The 17625-nt window shown below is 69.0% G+C and carries 10 protein-coding genes; 4 read left to right on the top strand and 6 right to left on the bottom strand.

All coding sequences use genetic code 11. The annotated features are described in order from the left end of the window. Window positions 1-29: 29 nt before the first annotated feature. The 4 genes from WME79_RS30055 to WME79_RS30040 form a co-directional block, all read right to left on the bottom strand. A complete protein-coding gene (locus tag WME79_RS30055) occupies window positions 30-1613 on the bottom strand; it encodes a carboxypeptidase regulatory-like domain-containing protein (RefSeq protein ID WP_437521824.1) in 1584 nt (527 codons plus the stop codon). Between the two features lie 226 nt (window positions 1614-1839). Further along, window positions 1840-2367 carry a hypothetical protein gene (locus WME79_RS30050; protein ID WP_437521822.1) on the bottom strand — a complete coding sequence of 176 codons (528 nt, stop codon included), beginning with the start codon at window positions 2365-2367 and terminating at the stop codon, window positions 1840-1842. 1183 nt (window positions 2368-3550) lie between these two features. Further along, window positions 3551-4027 carry an AgmX/PglI C-terminal domain-containing protein gene (locus WME79_RS30045; RefSeq protein WP_437521820.1) on the bottom strand — a complete coding sequence of 159 codons (477 nt, stop codon included), beginning with the start codon at window positions 4025-4027 and terminating at the stop codon, window positions 3551-3553. A gap of 400 nt (window positions 4028-4427) precedes the next feature. Continuing rightward, complete coding sequence (locus tag WME79_RS30040) at window positions 4428-6485, bottom strand: ATP-binding protein (protein ID WP_437521818.1); 2058 nt, start codon at window positions 6483-6485, stop codon at window positions 4428-4430. Between the two features lie 163 nt (window positions 6486-6648). Here WME79_RS30040 and WME79_RS30035 point away from each other — a divergent pair, with 163 nt between their 5' ends. Next, window positions 6649-7881 (top strand): sigma-54-dependent Fis family transcriptional regulator, encoded by a 1233-nt coding sequence (locus tag WME79_RS30035; protein WP_437521816.1) that lies wholly within the window; start codon window positions 6649-6651, stop codon window positions 7879-7881. A gap of 31 nt (window positions 7882-7912) precedes the next feature. Here WME79_RS30035 and WME79_RS30030 read toward each other — a convergent pair whose 3' ends face one another. Further along, on the bottom strand, window positions 7913-9826 hold the full coding sequence (locus tag WME79_RS30030) for a DUF4215 domain-containing protein (RefSeq protein WP_437521814.1): 1914 nt from the start codon (window positions 9824-9826) through the stop codon (window positions 7913-7915). Between the two features lie 269 nt (window positions 9827-10095). Between WME79_RS30030 and WME79_RS30025 the strand changes: the two genes are divergently transcribed. Both WME79_RS30025 and WME79_RS30020 read left to right on the top strand, forming a co-directional pair. Further along, the gene (locus tag WME79_RS30025; protein WP_437521812.1) at window positions 10096-10842 is read left to right on the top strand and encodes a TVP38/TMEM64 family protein; all 747 of its coding nucleotides are present in this window, start codon (window positions 10096-10098) and stop codon (window positions 10840-10842) included. A 654-nt stretch (window positions 10843-11496) separates the two neighbouring features. Continuing rightward, window positions 11497-13248, top strand: coding sequence for a glycoside hydrolase family 5 protein (locus WME79_RS30020; protein WP_437521810.1), 1752 nt, complete (start codon window positions 11497-11499; stop codon window positions 13246-13248). A 213-nt stretch (window positions 13249-13461) separates the two neighbouring features. On the opposite strand, the gene WME79_RS30015 is transcribed toward WME79_RS30020, so the two are convergent. After that, the gene (locus WME79_RS30015) at window positions 13462-14946 is read right to left on the bottom strand and encodes a right-handed parallel beta-helix repeat-containing protein (RefSeq protein ID WP_437521808.1); all 1485 of its coding nucleotides are present in this window, start codon (window positions 14944-14946) and stop codon (window positions 13462-13464) included. A gap of 928 nt (window positions 14947-15874) precedes the next feature. On the opposite strand from WME79_RS30015, the gene WME79_RS30010 reads away from it, so the two are divergent. Then, complete coding sequence (locus tag WME79_RS30010; protein WP_437521806.1) at window positions 15875-17518, top strand: cache domain-containing protein; 1644 nt, start codon at window positions 15875-15877, stop codon at window positions 17516-17518. Window positions 17519-17625: the final 107 nt, after the last annotated feature.

Below are 17625 nucleotides of genomic sequence, written 5' to 3'. Positions count from 1 at the left end.
GCGGGCCGGAGGTTCCCGCCTCGCGCAGCTCAGTCCTTGGAGAACCGCGTCGGAGTCACCGCGGCATCGGCCGGCTTGGGTTGCTCGGCCACATCTAGATTCGCTTCCGCGACGCCGCCGCCACGCACGTTGGTCGACGTGGCCCGGCCTGCTGAGTTGACCAGGACCATGTAGGCGCCGTCCGGCAGATCCGTCACCCGGTAAGTCCCGTCGGGCCCTGTCGTCGGATAGCGCATGTCGAGCCCGCCCTCTCCCTGGTTGCAGGCCACCTGGACCTGGATCCCCCGGAGCGGCTTCCCGCCGGCAGTGACGCGCCCGCGGATCTCGCCCGAGCCCTTCGCGAAGAGCGCCAGGTTCCGCTCGACCTCGCGCCCTTCCGTCACGCTGACGTGCGTCACGTTGCGCTGCGCAGGGTCGACCAGCTCCAAGCGCACCACGACCGGCGGGAGCTGCTCGAAGCGATATCGACCCTCGGCGTCGGTCACCGTGTTCACGAAGCCGATGCTCCGGTGAGACGCCACGAGCCTCGCGCCGGCGAGCGGCTTGCCGTCGCTCCCGCGCACCATGCCGACGACGCTGCCGCCCGTGGACATGGTGAGATCGACTGGCGCCAGATCGCCGCACGCGGAGACCTGGACGCCCGTCGTCGTCGTGGCGTAGTCGCTGGCGTACCCGCGGACCAGGATGTCGCCAGCGGGGACGTGCTCCAGCCGGAAGCGGCCTTCGAGGTCGCTCTGCGCCTGGCTCGCGGCATCCATCGACCACTGGCTCGCTGTGCCCGCGGCCTGGCGCGACTCAGCGTCGAGGAACACCCCTGCGAGCGGCGCGCCTTTCTCGTCGTGAACCGTCCCCGTAAGCGTGCACCCGCCCGAGAGTGTCAGATCGACGTTGCGGCTCTCGCCGGCCCTGGCGTAGACGAGCGAGGAGAACGTCGGCGCATAGTCGGACGCCGTGACCCTGAGGAGCACCGGCCAGCCAGGGAGCTGGTCTACGCGGAACGCGCCGTCCGGCCCCTCGAAGCGCTTCGACAAGAGGGGCGCAGGCGCCGCCGTGCTGTCGGGGGCCATCGTGATGACATCGACGGTGAACCGTGTGATCGGCTCCTTGCGCTCGTTGTAGACATGTCCCTCGACGATCCCGCTCCTCGGGAGCATGAGGGAGACGTCTTCACCGCTGTGCGCGATGACAAGCGACGGGCCGTATCCCTCTTTGTTGCCAACGAGATTGTACGTGCCCTTCGGGACACGGAGCTCGAAGCGTCCATCTTCGTCGCTCTGGACGGAGGCCGCAGTGGTCGGGAAGTTGCCGGCGACCTCGTACGTGGCCGCGGCGACCGCGACCCCGGCGAGCGGGACGCCGGTCAGGTCGTAAACCGTCCCGGAGATCGACGCCTGCTCGAGGGCTTGCTCGGCAGGGCGCGCGGCGGGGAGCTTCCATTGCGCCCGGTTGATGTAGCCCGATCGCTTCTGCGCAGGCGCCGGCTCGCGTTGCGTGGTGAGGGGCGCTTCGTGCTTCGGCCGGAAGAACAGCACGGCGACGAGGGCGAGCGCCGCGAGCAGGCACCAGAGCGGCCATCGTCGGGGAGTATCGTGACGCAAGGCAGGGGGTTGCATGAGAAGTTCTCCATCGAGTCATGGTGTGGGGAGCTGCGGCGCTCGCAGCGATGTCACCGCCGCGAGGAGCGGGGATATCCACTGCGGCTCCCGCTCGCTCTCGGGGCGAGGCAACGGCGGACACAGGGAGCGAGCACCGGCGCATCGAGGAGGCCTCCGGGACCGGTCCCGCCCGGCCCCGGAGGCTCCCATCATCGGACGTCGACGCGGCGGGGTGCGCTCGGCGTCACGCAAACGTGATGCCTTGGGCACCAAGGAATGGGAAAACTGGAATCTGAATGATGCCGACCAGGGACGGCGTCAGCGCCACAGTGTTCGCAATCTCGCCGAGGATCATGATGGCGCTGGGTGAGAAGGGGGGACCGAACGGCATACCCATCTGGGTAAACCCCATACAGGTGGGCGTGAAGCCATCGCCGGCGTACGCGGTGCTGTTGATGTCAGTCATCATGTTCTGTATGCAGCTCGGGTTGGTCGCCGTCGTCGCCTCCAGGACATTGCAAACCCCGTCGCCGAACAGGGGGTTATTCCTCCAGAGCAGGTTGTACCCGCATGTCCCGTTCGGAGCGGCGACGCTGTTGGGAATCGGGCCGCCTGAGAACAGGAAGACAAACCGCCCTGTGCCGGCCGACAGCCCTTCGATCGTGATGGCGCGCGGCGGCTCGGGCGGCGTGACCTGGATGGTCCTGATGGCCATGGCGCTGCCCGAGAACGACATGGTGGCGAGCGCGGTGAGGATGACGAGCTTCTTCATAAGCACAACTCCTTGTGTTTCGTGACCTGTGGAACGTGCGTCTTGAGATGAACGCGGGGCGATAACCCCTACGGAGAGCGCCAGATGTGCTTGCTCTCCTGGGGCCATGCGCTGCCCGAAGACCGCCGCGCCGGATGTCTGGCGAGGGAACGCCACCGCAGGCGTCGCTCCCTGCCATCGACTTCATGGCGCGTGGCGCCAGCGGAGAGGGCACGCCACAGCGGACCCCTCCGACGTACGCCTCGATGGAACCGGATATCCTGTCGGCTTGGACAGGAACTCCTCGAATCGGACGGGGCTGACGATACCCCTCATTTCCCAACGAGCAAGTCCTGGAGAAAGAAAGAATACACTAAACAAGCGAGAAACGCGTGGACGGCGCGCCACAGCTCGGGCGATCACCGGTGTTGCACCCAAACTGCACAATCTTGGAACATCCCAAAGCGCGCCACAGGTCGTCCAGCCGAGAATGCGCCTGTTTGTCAGGAGCATTGTCAGACATGTCCAACGTGGTTCATCGAGTGACGCTGAGCGCACAAAGGCCCCGTCCAGCGTGGCCAGTTCCAGGTGCGCTTGTGTCCTTTCTTGTACGCCATGCCAAGGTCGCCGCGGCGCGGGGGCGCCCTCGGGCCTCGTAGAGGTCGCGCCGACGCTTGCCCGACGAGGGACGCCTCACAAGGAGAGGAGGGGATCTGTCCGATACGGACCGGACGGCCCACGAGGAATGAGCTCGGCCCGCGAGGGGCCGGCAAGAGCGCTCGCAGGGAGCTTTGGGGCGGAGCGATGGCGAAAGGCGTCCAACGGCAGCGGCCCAAGCACCGCGGTGCGGCCGCGCCCTGCTTCGCGCGATCCGGCCTCAGTGCATCTTCACGAGCTCAGTCGGCGATTGGGGCTTCAGAATTTGGGGAACCTCTCGTGGACCGTCCGCATGCGTACCTGGAGTGGTCATCTCGTGTCCATCGGTCGATTACGCGACCGGGCCGAAGGCACGATGGGTACCCGCGGTGCACGCCGTCCGCACGCTCACCGCATGGACGGCGCCGTTCACTGATTCGTCACTTTCTCGAGCACGCTACAGCGTCAGCGCAGGGAGGATCCCCTCATCGCTCTCGTGCTCGTGCCATGTGCCAGGGGAGTCCCGCTCCTCGTCCGTCGTGTCCTGGATCTGCTTGAAGCGGCCGGTCTACGGCGCGGCTCGACGGGGCGCGGGGGCGTCGGGATCCGCCGGCGCGGCCGTGGCGCGTGGCGGCGTGAACACGAGTGAGTACCACACGTCGACGCTGCCGCCCTCGGGTGCCGGGAAGCTCAGATCCTTGAAGGCGTCGACGACGCAGGAGACCGTCCCCTGGTACGGCAGATCGGAGCCTTCGTCGCGCGCCTTCACCACCGCGCCTCGCGGATCGATGGTGAAGCGCACGGTGACGCTGCCTTTCAAGCGCCGGTCGTGATGGAGCCCGAGCTCGTAGCAGGCGCGGTAGCGGTCGAAGCGCTGGCGGACGATGCGCAGGTCCACCGCTGACGGAGAGCGGCCCCTCACCTGGACTTCGCCCTCCCGGACCGACGGTGCAGCGGTAGCGCCGCTGTTGACGTTGATGCCGCTGCCCTCGCCGACGCCGAGCCGCCCGAGACCGCTCTCGAAGGAGGAGCGTGGGACGGCCACGTCGCTGGAAGGCGCTGGCGGTGCAGGGGGCGGGCGCAGGGCCGCGCCCTGGTCATCGGAAGCGTCGGCGCCCGGGCCAGGGGCAGCGCCGGCGCCTGGGCCAGGGGCAGCGCCGGCGCGTGGGCCAGGGACAGCGTCTCGGATAGCGCGCAGCGTACGCTTGAACCAGATTCCGGCGCACCTTATGCAGCTCCTGAACCTCCCACCCGCGGAGATACGTACGGGGGGAACCTCGGAGCAGGCTTTGCGGCCGGCGGACAACGAGCTGACCGCATCCGTCGAGTCCGTCGACGTGGCGCAGTGACCGCCGCGCCGAGCGCAGGCTCGTCGGCTCGTAGAGTGGAGCTGGCTCCAGTTTGCTGGAGTCGTGCTTTCCGTCGGGCATGCGGTGAGGAGCGGGTTAGCCTCCTTGGGTTCTGTGCGTGACGGGGATCGTGCAGGAGAACGTCGTCCCCGCGCCGAGCTCGCTATCGACCGAGATCTGCCCCCCGTGCGCCTCGATGATGCCCTTGACGATGTACAGCCCGAGCCCCGCGCCCGCGCAGCGCGCCGCCCGCCCTTGCCAGTAGCGATCGAACAGGCGCGGGATGTCTTCGGGCCGGATCCCCGTGCCCGTGTCGCTGACGGACAGGCGGACATGGGTCCCCTGGCGCTCCGCGCTGATCGTGATCTCCCGTCCTTCGGCGGTGAACTTCAGGGCGTTGCCCACGAGGTTCGACAGCACCTGGAGCATGCGGCCACGGTCGCAGCTGAGCTCCAGGCCGCTCCCCGGAAGGAGGGTATTGAGCTGGATCCGCTTCTGCTCGGCGAGCGGCGCGAGCATCTCGGTGACCTCGTGCACGAGCGAGCCCACCTCGCACGGCTCGATGTCCAGCTTCAGGCCCTTCGCCTCGATGATCGCGGCGTCGAGCAGCTCGCCGAGCATCTCGACGGTGCGCTCCGCGGCGCGCTTGATCTGCTGCGCCCGATGGCGGATCGGCTGCCCCGCCGCGTCCGCCGGGGCCGATCGCGCGAGCAGGGACGCGGCCAGGATGATCGACGACAGCGGGTTCCGGAGGTCGTGCGCCGCGATGGCCAGCGCCTCCTCGCGGAGCCGCCGCGCCCGCTGCTCGGCCTCGTAGAGGCGCGCGCGCTCCAGGGCCTGCGCGCATTGCAGGCCGAGCGTCGTCATGAAGCGCCGGTCGTCCTCGCTGATCCGACAGGTGTCGAGGTACGTGACCCCGAGCACCCCGAAGGTCACGTCGCCCAGCGTCATCGGGACGCAGATCCGGGTCTTGGCCCAGTCGCCCATCGGCGCGCCGGGATAGGCAGCCTGATACGCCTCGGGCGACTCGAAGATCAGCAGCTGGCCCGTGCGGATGCAATCGACGACAGGCATGCGCGCGGACATGGGAATGCGGCGCAGGCGCTCGATCATGTCCTGCGGATAGCCGGGCGCGCGGAGGACCTCGATCACGCCGTCCTCCGCGAGGAGCGCGACGTACCCCGCGTCGGCGTAGAGCGCGGCGAGCCCGAGCGAGAGGACCACCTCGGCCACCTGCGCGGGCGTCACCGCGCGCGAGAGCTCGGACGTGAACGTCTGGAGGCGCGCGATGCGCGCCTCCGCCAGCTCGACCCGGATGCGCGCGACGCGCTCGCAGGCGAGCGCCCGCTCCCGCGCCTCCTCGGCCCGCTTGCGGCGCTCGATCTCCTTCACGACCTCGACGACGTACAGCGGCGCCCCCGCGCGATCGCGAGCGAGCGAGCGCGTGACCGCGACCCAGAGCATCGACCCGTCTCGCCGCACGCAGCGCTCTTCGGTGGTGGAAGAGGGGATCTTCCCGTCGCCCAGCGCATGGACGTGCCGGAGCGCTCCCTCCGCGTGGTCCGGGTGCCGGAGATCCTGGGCGCGGAGCGCCATCAGCTCCTCGACGGTGTATCCGAGCAGCTCACAGAGCTTCGGGTTCACGCGGAGCAAGCGGTCGTCGAGGGAGACGTGGGCCATCCCCACCGCCGCCTGCTCGAAGGCCGCGCGGAACCGCTCGTCGCTCTCGGCGCGCGCGATGTTCGCCGCGCGCGCCGAGAGCAGAGCGCGGACGGCCGTCATCAGGAGCCGGCTCTCGGTCGGCCATGCGCGCGAGCCGACACGACAGCAATCGTACGTGGAACCGCACGTCGAACCGCGCGTCGAATTCAAGGTCAATGGTTGATCGACGGCCGCGCTGGTCCGGCTGGCGTGCAGCACCGGGGTGGCCGCCGCGCCCAGCGCTGCCTGGAGGCGCTGGCAGAGCTCGCACCGCTCGCCGTCCGGCAGATCGACGCTGATCAGCACCAGGTCCGGCGGTTGATGGGCTCTCCGCAGGCTCTCCGCGATCGTCGCTGCGAGCTCGACCCGCAGCCCAGCGGCCTCGAGCGTGCGGCGGATCTCCTCTCGTTGGGCCTCGTCATGATCGACGATCAGGACGGTAGGTGCCTGCATACGGTCCGCGCTCTTCCTTGGGAGGATGGAGAATTGAAATAGCTCACTTCTTCGCTGCTCGCCTCTCGAGGCGGCGTGTCGAGGGTACAAACTGTGCAAGATCCCGGAGCAGAATCGCGGACGACGGTGGACGCAACCGCACGCTCGAACGAGGGGTGGGCTCATGGCAGCGTGGCTGGAATCAGCGCTCGAGGCGGGCCGCCTCTACCGCTCGATCGGCGCCCTGGAGGCGGACCAGCTGCGTCCTCACGTGCACCGCGCCTGGGTGCGCTCTCATGGGGGAGGGGCCGATCCGCGCCGCCCCAAGACCGAGTTCCTGAGCGCGCTCGACACCGAGCGCCTGCGCGAGCGGCACCAGGACCTCATCCTCGCTTCAGAACCCTACCTTCACGCGCTCAGCCAGGCGTCGGGCGACGAGCGCCATGCGGTCATGGTGGGGGACGCGCGGGCGATTCTCCTGGATGTCCGCGGTGACGAGCAGACCATTCACGGTCCCGAACGCGTGCCCGGTCCCGGCGCGTTGCTCGAGGAGCGCGTCTGTGGCGCGAACGGCGTCGGTACGGCGCTCGCCGAAGATGGCTATACGGAGCTCGTGGGGCCGGAGCATTTCATTCAGGGATTCCACGCCTTCACGTGCCATGGGCTCCCGCTCCGGGACGGCGATGGGGCGGCCATCGGCGTGCTCAGCCTCTCGGTCAGGAAACCCGAGATTGGCTGGCGTCTCCGCGAAATTCTGCTCTGCGCCGCGCACGCCATCGAGATGGAGCTCCTCGCCATGCGGCTCGAGCGGGACATGGATCGTCTGCTCACTGCGCGGGACGTGCCCATGGAGGACCTGAGGCGGTTGCTTCAGGACATCCTCCAGGCGCGGGCCGCCGCGCGGCTCAGGATCGATCTCGCCGCGGATCAGCTCGCCGGGAGCGTCCTCGCCCAGACGCGCGATCTGCTCCACCTCGCCGCCAACGTGCTGCGCCGCTTCCAGCGCTCCGCTGCCCTGTGGCGGGCGCTCGCGCTGGACGGGGCGACGGCGCCGCGCCCGGTGGCGCTCGACGCGCTGATCCGCGATCTCGCGGAGCTGCTGGAGGTCGAGTCGGCTGTCTGCGACGTCACGACCAGCATCCAGGAAATCGAGCCCGTGGTGGTCCAGGCGGACCACAACACCCTGGCGCGCGGGCTCTTTCGCGTGATGGTGAGCGCCATCCGGGCTGCGCGCCACGGCGTCGTGCACCTCGCGCTCCGGGCGAGGCCGACGGGCGGAGAGCTGTGCCTCACGCTCTCACCCGGCGCGGGGGTCGCCCAGCGCGCGCCGCTCCCCGTGCGGGTGCTGGTGCCGACACACCCGCACCCGGGAGCCCCGGAGCGCGCGGCGAGCGATCTCACGGCGTGCATGGCCTGAGCCGGCGGGCCCGGGCGCGTCCCTTGCGGCGTCAGCGCGGAATGAGGTTGCGGCAGCCGCTGCCGCAGGCGTCCCCGTCGCGGTTGTTGCCGTCGTCGCACTCCTCCACGTCCTGGACGACGCCATCTCCGCAGTACTCGCCGAGCTTGCAGTCCTGCGCGCACTCGCCGTAGCCGCCGTCGTTCACCCCGTCGTCGCACTCCTCGCCCAGGCTGACGACGCTGTCGCCGCAGACGGGCTTGCACTCGCTGCGCGCCGTCGCGAAGCCCTGCAGGGTGAGCTTGAACGTCGACGCCGCGGTCTGGCGCTCGGCGTGGAACACGGCGATCTGGTAGACGCCGCCGTCCATCAGGCCGAGATCGACGTTCCGCGGCTGGATGACATCGTCTTCCTCTGTCGCGTAGGTCACCCTGCCTCCCCCGTTGGCGTTGATGACGAGGTGCCCGGTGACGGCGCTGTGGATGCCGCCGACGTCGACCGCGAGGCGATCGTTGATGAACACCCACACGTCGTCGTCGCCGGTGAAGTCGAGCTCGTACTGCTCGCCCGCCGTGTACTGGAACCAGTAGCGGATCTCGCTCGTGAAATGGAAGTTGTGCTTCGGGCTGCCCTGCTCCTTCAGCCAGTCGCCGCCGCCGTAGCTCGGGAAGATGTCGGCCGCGACGCGCTCGGCCGCCGGGGTGAACGGATCATCGTCGACCGGGAAGAACAGCGGGTTCCCGTCGTAGGTCTCGTCGATATACCTCGCCCAGTAGACCCCGCCGCGCACCTCGCAGCTGTGGAACTCCTCGCTGTGGATGTCGCCGCACTGCGGGGTCGCCTGCGCGGACGAGGTGCACTCCTCGTCGTTCACCTCGTTGCCGACGTTGCCGCAATAGTGCTCGCTCTCCTGGGACAGCAGGGTCCACTGCTGGCCGTCCTCGCCCCAGCGGTTCACGAAGCGGCCGTCGCCGGTGTCCCAGAGCGTGAGGGTGGTGGCCGTGGTGCTGTTGGTGCCGGGCACGTCGTGGTACCACTGGGCGAAGCTCTGCGCGCTGTTGACCAGGCTGTTTGCGGTGGTCATGTACGTCGGCTTCTTCTCGGCGTCGAGCCGGGGCGCGACCATGTTGAAGACCGGCGTGGTGCGGCCGGGACCATCCGGCTCGAAGTCTGGGTGTGCCTCCTTGAAGTCGCGGAAGACAACCGGCACGGCCATCGATCCCGAGGGCTGGGGAACGGCGCAGGTGTAGCCCGGCTCCTCCGTGCACGTCGCGGAGCAGCCGTCGCCGTCGATGTTGTTGCCGTCGTCGCACTCCTCGCCGAGCACGAGGCCGTCGCCGCAGGTGGACGCGCAGGAGCCCGCGGAGCAATCGGGCTCGGCCTGGCAGCTCGCGGAGCAGCCGTCGAAGGGCATCGTGTTGCCGTCTTCGCAGCTCTCCGCGCCCTCTTGCGTCTGGTCGCCGCAGGTCGTCGGCGTGCAGGCGCTCGGGTTGCCGCTGCACTTGAAGCCGACCTCCACCTTGCAGGTCGGCGAGCAGCCGTCGGCCGCCTCGGTGTTGCCGTCGTCGCAGAGCTCCGGGAACACCACGGCACCATCACCGCAGCGGGCGATGCGCGTGCAACCGACCCCGGGCAGCGGGCAGGACCAGCCGAGCTCGACCGAGCGGCAATCCGCCGCACAGCCGTCATCACCCACGGCGTTTCCGTCGTCGCAGGCCTCGTCCCTGGTCAGGCCCCCGTCGCCGCAACGGAACGCGCTGTCGCCGTCGCCGATGTCCGATCCGCTCCCCGTGGTGTCGCCGTCGCCGAGATCGCCGCCGGTCGTGGTGGTGGGATTGTTCCCGCCGCCGCCGGTGGTGCCACCGCCTTCGGAAGGGCGGCCGGCGCTTGCAGAGCAGCTCGCCACCAGGGCGGCGCAGCTCGTGATGAAAATGGTCGAACCAAGCCACGAAGATCGAGGACGCATGACCTGCTCCTTCCGGTTGCCCGGGACCTCTCGGGATGCGTGAATTGGCGACAGTCTCCCACGTGGGTGCCCTGAATTCGAGCCCTTCCTGCGCGAGCCGCCGCCTTCAGGGCTGCTGAATAAGGCGACTCCCCCTGTGCGTGGATAAATCCTGATACAGCGTCTCTTTCCCCCGAGAGCGGACCGCGAGAAGGGACGTATACTCGCGCGCCGCCCGGCTCGCTCCTCCTCGCAGGGCGGCCGGCCCGTCACCGGACCTGGAGCGCTGCATGTTGCGATCGTCTGACTCGACCCATCCTCCGGGGAGCGCCCGCCTCCCCGGCGCGACCGCGCGCACCCGGCGCTCCTGGCCCGGATGGGCCGGCTTCTCTGGCCTGCTCCTTGTGGTCATCCTCGTGCCGTTCTTCCTCTTCGCCGACAGCCTCGAGGCCGCAGCGCGAAGGCTGCTCGCGGCGCCGCCTTCGCCCATTGCGACGGCGCTCGTCCTCGGCGGATTGCTCGCTGGCGATATCGTCCTGCCGGTTCCATCGAGCCTGGTGAGCACCGCGGCGGGCGGGCTGCTCGGCTTCTGGCGCGGGACGGCGGTCTCCTGGGCGGGCATGATGGTGGGCTCGGGGCTGGGCTATCTTGTCGGCGCGCGCGCGGGCGCGCCGGCCTTGCAGCGGATGGTGGGCGAGGCGGAGCTCGCGCGCCTGACGCGGGCCGCCGAGCGGCACGGCCGCTGGTTCCTGCTCCTCTTCCGTGGCGTGCCCGTGCTCGCGGAGGCGTCTCTCGTCTTCGCGGGCGCGGGCCGCATGCCCTGGCGCGCGTTCGTCACGGTGACGGCCCTGGCCAACCTGGGCATCTCGGCGACCTATGCCGCGGTGGGCGCCTCGGCCGCGCGGCTCACGTCATCCCTGGTGCTGCTCGCAGGGATGGTGCTTCTGCCGGGGCTCGCGCTGCTCCTCGTGCGCCTGCCGGAGCGCTGGCGGAGACCGGAAGGGGAGGGCGAGGGCCGCGGGAGAGGAGGGGAGTAGCGCTGGCAGCTCAGCTGCCGGCACACCCGCCGCCGTCAGGAGCGATGAAGGCCGGAGCAGCGCGTCGACGCGTCGACGCGTTGCGTGCCCCCGTGACAGGCATCGTGACGAGACGTGGCCTTTCAGCGTGCCTTTCCCATTGGCGAGCTCTGCCGATGTCCCCTTTCGTTGAGTTTGACGCTGCGCGCAGGATGGATGACGCTGCGCGCCTATCAAGCTGACGCTACGCACCTATCGAATGACGCTGCGCGCCCTGCGGGAGCACGGGGCGCTCAGGCGGTTCATCAATTCGAGTGCAATTTGAAAGTCAAGCGTCTTGTGGAGCTCGTCCCCTCGTGCAGCGTTCCTGCAGGATCCCGTTGGAGGAGAGCCCCTCCTGCGATCCACCGTCGTGGGAAAAACACCGCCATATCGATAATTGGTCCCGGCATCGGGGGGTGCGTCTCGTCTTGACCCTCTGTTTGGTGGCGGGTAACATGCGAGCCCGGTTGGCAACCCGTCGGTGTTGCTTGATTGCGAATTCTGCGCAGGGTCGACTGTCGAGCGCGACCAACCGTTGATCTGGCTGAGATTGTCTTAAGGACGAGCCTTGGGGGTTGTCGCTCGAAGCAGCGCGCCGTGCTCTGAATTTGTGCTTAACGAAAGAACGAACCTATGAGAATCCGAAGAAGCCATATCTTCTTGTGTTCCTTCGCCGCCCTTGCCCTGGTGGGCATCGCCTGCGGTGGTGATGGATCGACCGCGGCGACCGGGGGTGGGCTGACGGGCTCCGGCGGCGCCAGCAGCGGCAACGGCAGCGGCGCGGGCAGCTCGGTGAGCAACGGCAACGGCAGCGGCGCGGGCAGCACGGTGGGCAACGGCAGCGGCGCGGGCAGCTCGGTGAGCAACGGCAGCGGCGCGGGCAGCTCGACGAGCAGCGGCGACACCAGCGGCGCCGGCGCTGGAATCCCGAGCGGCAGCGGCAGCGGCAACCCGGACCTGAAGCCGACGCCGGACACCGACGACTCGCCCAACGGGAAATTCCGCGTCAACCTCGACAATGGCCGCCTGACGCAGGACGGCACGGAGATCCAGGTTCGCGGCGGCAACTGGTTCGGGCTCGAGGGACAGGACGATCTCGAGCGTCCCGGCGCCATGGAGCTCTTCATCGGGTCGATGTGGTGGGCGGAGAACAGCGCCCCGCGCACCATCGAGAAGACGATGCAGGAGCTCACGAGCTCCAACCTCAAGTTCAACACGATCCGGCTCCCCATCGCGCCGCAGACCCTGGTCGCCAACCACCCGGACGGCAACTACAGCACCACGTCGCCCCGGATCAGGAACAACGACGAGTCGGTCTACCCGTACGCCAACGCCCTCGAGGCGCTGGAGGACTTCCTCAAGCAGGCCGACAAGAACAAGCTGAACGTCATCATCGGCATCCACTCCTGCTCGAACCACCTCGGGTGGCGCGCGGGCAGGCTCGACGATTCCCCGAAATACGTGGACAGCGATCGCGAGAACTACGATTACAACGCGGACGCCTACAACTGCCTTACGGGCGAGGACGCCTACAACTTCGACAAGTGGCTCGCGGACATCCGTACGATCGCGAAGCTGCCGGCGAAGCTCGGGATCAAGAACATCATCGGCATCGACTGCTTCAACGAGCCGTGGAAGTACAGCTGGCCCGAGTGGGCGGACATGGCCAAGGCCTGCTACGACGTCATCGCCGAAGAGAACGACGACATGATCGCGGTGGTCCAGGGCGTGTCCGGCAGCCACCAGCCCGCGGGCGCCAGCGGCCTGACGCTGGAGCCGGAGCCCCACGGCGATCCCGACCTCAACCCGAACTGGGGTGAGAACTTCTACGGGCAGACGGCCTACCCGATCCAGATCCCCAGGAATCGGCTCTGCTTCTCGCCTCACACCTACGGGCCTGCAGTGTTCGTTCAGAAGCAGCACGTCGATCAGTCCAAGCCCGAGTGCGTCGGGCTCGAGGACGAGGCGGCGGCCAAGGCCAAGTGCGGGCTGGTTGTGGAACGCAGCAACGCCGATACTGTCGCGAAGCTGACAAAGCAGTGGGACGAGCACTTCGGGTTCCTGCACGACCAGAAGTTCTGCGTGATCACCGGCGAGTTCGGCGGCGTGAAGGACTGGCCGAAGAACGAGCTCGACCCGGCGCTGGCCCAGCAGTGGGCGCACCTGCCTGCCGGCAAGCGCTACGACTGGGAGTGGCAGAACATGTACGTGGACTACCTCATCAAGAAGAAGATGACGGACTTCACCTACTGGTCCATCAACCCCGAGTCGGGTGATACGGGTGGTATCTACGGCCACAAGTACACCGACGCCGACAAGTCGGGCTGGGGCACCTGGACGGAGCTCGACAAGGAGAAGGTCGACATGCTGGCCCGCCTCAAGTAGGCCGAGCCACTGACCAAGAAGACCGCCCGCAGGCCTGGCCCTGCGGGCGGTTCTCTTTTGTGACTTCAGCCTCTGCACCATGCCGAGCAGAGCGGCGGTCTCCCGCACAGGAGACGGGCCCAGATCGGCGTTTTCGGCGCGCAGGCGTACTCACGTACGCCGAGCACCGAAAACGTCGAGGTGGGCCCGTATCCGAAGCGGGTGACCGCCGCTCTAATCGCAGCTGTTGTCGCGGGCGTTCACCAGCGTGAGGTCGCGGAAGGTGCTGTTCTCGGCGCAGGGGCTCTCGTTGACGGCCGTGTCCGTGATCGTGAGGTTCTGGATCGTGATGTCCGAGGAGTTCGCGAACTCGGTCCGTGCGGCGAGGCGGATGTCGCCGCCGCCGTCGACGGTCCCGGACTCGGCGGCGATGTTCACGTTGTGGCAGTTCTCGATCAGGATCGCGTTGTTGCCGGTGTCGGCGAGATCGATCCGGTCGATCGTGACGCCCCCGCTCTCGGACACGCAGAAGATCCCGCGCCCGCCGCCGCGGGCGATGACCTGGCCGACGTGGATGTTGGTGGGATAGCCGCTGCCGATGCGCCCCGCGCGGTTGGCGAGCCGGAACGCCGCGTAGCCGGTGCCCGCACCCGCGTTCACGGCGTCGACCGTCCCGACCTCCGCGTTGGTCGTGTCGTTCAGGAGGAGGCCGCATTCCCCGGTGTCGCGCGCGATGACGGTGCCGATGCGGATGTCGTCGACGCCGTAGGTCTCGACGCCGTGAGAGCTGGTCCCCTCGGCGTAGACATGGTCGATCTCGATGTTCTTCACCTTGTTGGCGCGGTCCGAGCGACCATGGTTGTCGATGCGGACGCCGAGGCCGCTCGAGACGCGCAGCTCGACGTGGCCGAGGCGCAGGTTCTCGACGTCGCGGAAGAACATGGCGTAGAGCGGGGTGCCGCTGATCGTGACGTTCGGGATCTCGATGTCGGTCCGTCCGCGCGCGTAGATGGGCGCATTGTCGCCGGAGCCGCTGCCGGTGACCTCGATCGTGCCGCAGACGTTGAGCACGGTGTAGCTGGGCACGTTCAGCCGCGAGTTTGCGGCCACGGTCCCGGAGCCCTGGACCAGGACGCTCTGCTTGCTGGTGCGGCCGGAGCTCAAGCTGTCGAGCGCCGCCTGCATCGCGGCCCGCATGTCGCCGCCGCTGTAGACGTTGCGAGCGCCGTTCTGCGCGATCCAGTCGGAGCCGGATCGGGTCACCACCGCGTTGTAGCCGCTCGTGTCTCCGTCGCACGGATAGGCCGCATCACCACCGCCGCTGCCGCCTGCTCCCGCCCCTCCGGCGCCGCTCCCGCCCGTGCCGGCCGCGCCGGAGTCCGCGCCTCCGGTGCCGTTTCCGGCGGTGCTCCCCGCGCCGGAGTCCGCGCCTCCGGTGCCATTTCCGGCGGTGCTCGCCGCGCCGGAGTCCGCGCCTCCCGTGCCGGTGCCGCCCGTGGCGGCGGAGCCTCCCGAGCCAGCCGCGCCGGCGCCCGACGTCCCGCCGCTCGCGACGCCGCCGCCCACGCCTGAGCTGCCGCTCGCGGGCGTGCCCCCCGTCGCCGAGCCGCCGCCGCTGTTCTCCGGGTCGCTGCCGGCGTCCGAGCCGCAGGCGGCTGCCAGGAGCACTCCGATGACTGCCGCGGGTATCGCTGAGATGGTGCGCAATCGAGTCTTCATTCCAAGCTCCGAACGGTGAAAGAGACCTGGCGTCCCCTGGTCCGCGCTCGCGCTTGCGGCCCGGCGCCCGGGCCCCGAGGGGGAGCGTGGAGCGATGACAGGACTGCCGTCGCCAGGGTGGTGTCGGCGTGGGGGCAAGACCAATCACCGCTCTCGACCGGCGACGATGTGTTCGCGTGCGAACGCACGATTGCAGTGTTACGCGTCGCTGGCTCGATGCTCGAAGGGGTGAGGCTTCGGCGATCCACTGCGACGCATCAAGCGGCCTATCGTCTTGCCGGTGTGCCGCCGCGCGAGGCGCCGTTGGCACCAGCGGCTTGTTGGGCGGGAGACAGAGCAAGAGAGTTCACAGGGAGGCGGGGAGGCGGGGAGGAGAGAGATATAAAGAGACCAAGGTGGAGAGGCGAGAGGTGGGGACCCTCCTTGGAGTCTGCTCGCCCAGCCGCCCTGCCTCGATGCCGCCCGAAGCCGTCGGCGCCGAGCTGGATGGTTCGAACGACGGATCCCCATCTCTCGCCTCCCCGCCTCCCCGTCTCCCTGTGAATCTTCTCTTCTTCCTCTCCGCCCAACCTCGCGTTTCGTCTTGGTCGATGTCGCGAGCGCCACGCCCTGCGTGATGAGGAGCTGGGCAGGACTCCTCTGTCCGGGTCGATCGCACTTCGCCGCTGTGGTCTCTATAGCTTACCGGTGTGTATTCCCGTATTTCGTGGTCTCCGACGATGTGGCGAGAGCTGCCCCACATGAACTGGATGGACTGGCGTCCGAGGAACTCGTAGCCTCGCCCTGACAACTGGATCTTCGTCGCGTCCGGAGGTGAGAGCCGTTCCGCGCGACGGGCGCATGTGAACCATCGGTCGGGGGGGCCCGGGCGGCTGCGTAGCGGTGCGAGTGCCGGTTTCGGCAGAGCCCGTGGCACGGGAGGAGGCTCATGGAGGATCGCAGGACTGCCCGCGTGAGCGCGGACCAGAACGTACGTTTCAGGGTGCTCGCCCCGCTGGTGCTCGCGCTGGGCCTGCTGCTCGCGCTCTACCTGGTAACGACCTACAGAGCGTTCGCGTCGCAGCGCGAAGCGAGCCTCCGGCAGGCGACCGAGTCCACAGCGGAGCTCTTGCGGCGGACGACCGCGGACAACATCGCGACCCTGGGCTCCCTCGCGAGCGCCATCCGGCGCGATCCTCTCCTCGAGGACGCGATGAACCGCCAGGATCGCGAGGCGCTCCTCGCGCGCGGGGCGCCGCTCCTTCAGGAGCTCCAGGCGCGCGCGGGGATCACGCACCTCTACTTTCATGCTCCCGACCGCGTGAACTTCTTGCGGGTTCACCAGCCCCCCCGTTTCGGCGACACGATCTCTCGCTTCACGCTCATGGAAGCGGAGCGGACGGGACAGCCGAGCGTCGGCAACGAGCAGGGGCCGCTCGGCACGTACACCCTCCGGTACGTCACGCCCTGGCGCTCCGGAGATCGCCTCCTCGGGTACATCGAGCTCGGCAAGGAGTTCCACCACGTCGCCTCCTCGCTGCGCGACGTCCAGGGGCTCGATGTCGCCATCCTTGTCGACAAGAAGTACGTGCAGCGGGCGCTCTGGGAGCCGAGCGCCGCAGAGCACAGGCTGCCTCCGTGGGACGCGATCCCCTCGATCGTCGCCGTCTTCAGCACGGTGCAGGCGCTGCCCGACGAGCTCTCGGAGAGGCTGTCGCGCCAGGGCCTGGACCTCGACGAGCCGACCGTGACCGTCCAGGCGGACGGACGTGTCCTGGAGTGCACGCTGCTCCCGATCGAGGATGTCCGGTCCCTCGAGACAGCGAAGCTGCTCGTGATGCGCGACGTGACGGGCGCCGCCGCCGCCGCCCGCGCGCAGCTCGTGGCCGGCTGCGCCGCGTTCGCCGGCGTGAGCGGGGGGCTGCTCGCGATGTTTCACCTCCTCCTCGGCCGCATCCAGCGGGATCTCCGGGAGCGGTCGACGCTGCTGAGCGGCGCCAAGGAGCGTCTGGAGCAGGAGATCGAGGTGCGGATCGTCGCGCAGCGCGAGCTCGAGGGGGCGCTCAGCGCGTCGGCGGCCGCGTCCCAGGCCAAGACCGAGTCGCTCGCCCAGCGCGAGGAGGCGCTCTGCGCGCTGCACGCCGCCAAGGGCGACCTCGAGCGGCAGCTCCAGACCATCGAGCGCCAGCGCGTCACCATCCGGGAGCTGTCGTTGCCCATCGTGGACGTGTGGGATGAGATCCTCGCGCTCTCGATCGTCGGGCCCGTGGACGCCGCGCGGGCGGCTGACATGATGGAGGGCCTGCTCCGCCGGATCGTCGACGCGCAGGCCCGCTGGATCATCCTCGATGTGACGGGGCTGCCGGCCATCGACGACGAGGTCGCGGCGCGCCTCGCCCGGGTGGCCAAGGCCGTGCGGCTGCTCGGCTGCGCCTGCATCGTGACGGGCATCAGCCCCCATATCGCGCGCGCGTTCGTCGCGCTCGGCGTCGAGCTGGACGACCTCCGGCCATTGCGCAGCTTGAAGGACGGCATCAAGCACTGCATGGCCGCCCGCCAGGCGGCCGCGCTCCGATCGACCCTGGCGACCTGAGCGCCGCGCGGTCGGGGGGATCGGGCAGCGCGCTCGCCGATCGGCGGCAGCGGCGCGCTGCCGTGTTCCGCGGCGCCCCCGGCTTGGATACGCTACCTCACGAGCTC

The organism is Sorangium sp. So ce726 (assembly GCF_051521405.1).
Lineage (GTDB): Bacteria > Myxococcota_A > Polyangia > Polyangiales > Polyangiaceae > Sorangium.
This window is presented reverse-complemented; position numbering and strand designations above follow the sequence as displayed.

Coding starts and splice junctions, on each gene's coding strand:
- WME79_RS30055 (WP_437521824.1), bottom strand. CDS start 1,613: ATGCAACCCCCTGCCTTGCGTCACGATACTCCCCGACGATGGCCGCTC.
- WME79_RS30050 (WP_437521822.1), bottom strand. CDS start 2,367: ATGAAGAAGCTCGTCATCCTCACCGCGCTCGCCACCATGTCGTTCTCG.
- WME79_RS30040 (WP_437521818.1), bottom strand. CDS start 6,485: ATGCAGGCACCTACCGTCCTGATCGTCGATCATGACGAGGCCCAACGA.
- WME79_RS30035 (WP_437521816.1), top strand. CDS start 6,649: ATGGCAGCGTGGCTGGAATCAGCGCTCGAGGCGGGCCGCCTCTACCGC.
- WME79_RS30030 (WP_437521814.1), bottom strand. CDS start 9,826: ATGCGTCCTCGATCTTCGTGGCTTGGTTCGACCATTTTCATCACGAGC.
- WME79_RS30025 (WP_437521812.1), top strand. CDS start 10,096: ATGTTGCGATCGTCTGACTCGACCCATCCTCCGGGGAGCGCCCGCCTC.
- WME79_RS30020 (WP_437521810.1), top strand. CDS start 11,497: ATGAGAATCCGAAGAAGCCATATCTTCTTGTGTTCCTTCGCCGCCCTT.
- WME79_RS30015 (WP_437521808.1), bottom strand. CDS start 14,946: ATGAAGACTCGATTGCGCACCATCTCAGCGATACCCGCGGCAGTCATC.
- WME79_RS30010 (WP_437521806.1), top strand. CDS start 15,875: ATGGAGGATCGCAGGACTGCCCGCGTGAGCGCGGACCAGAACGTACGT.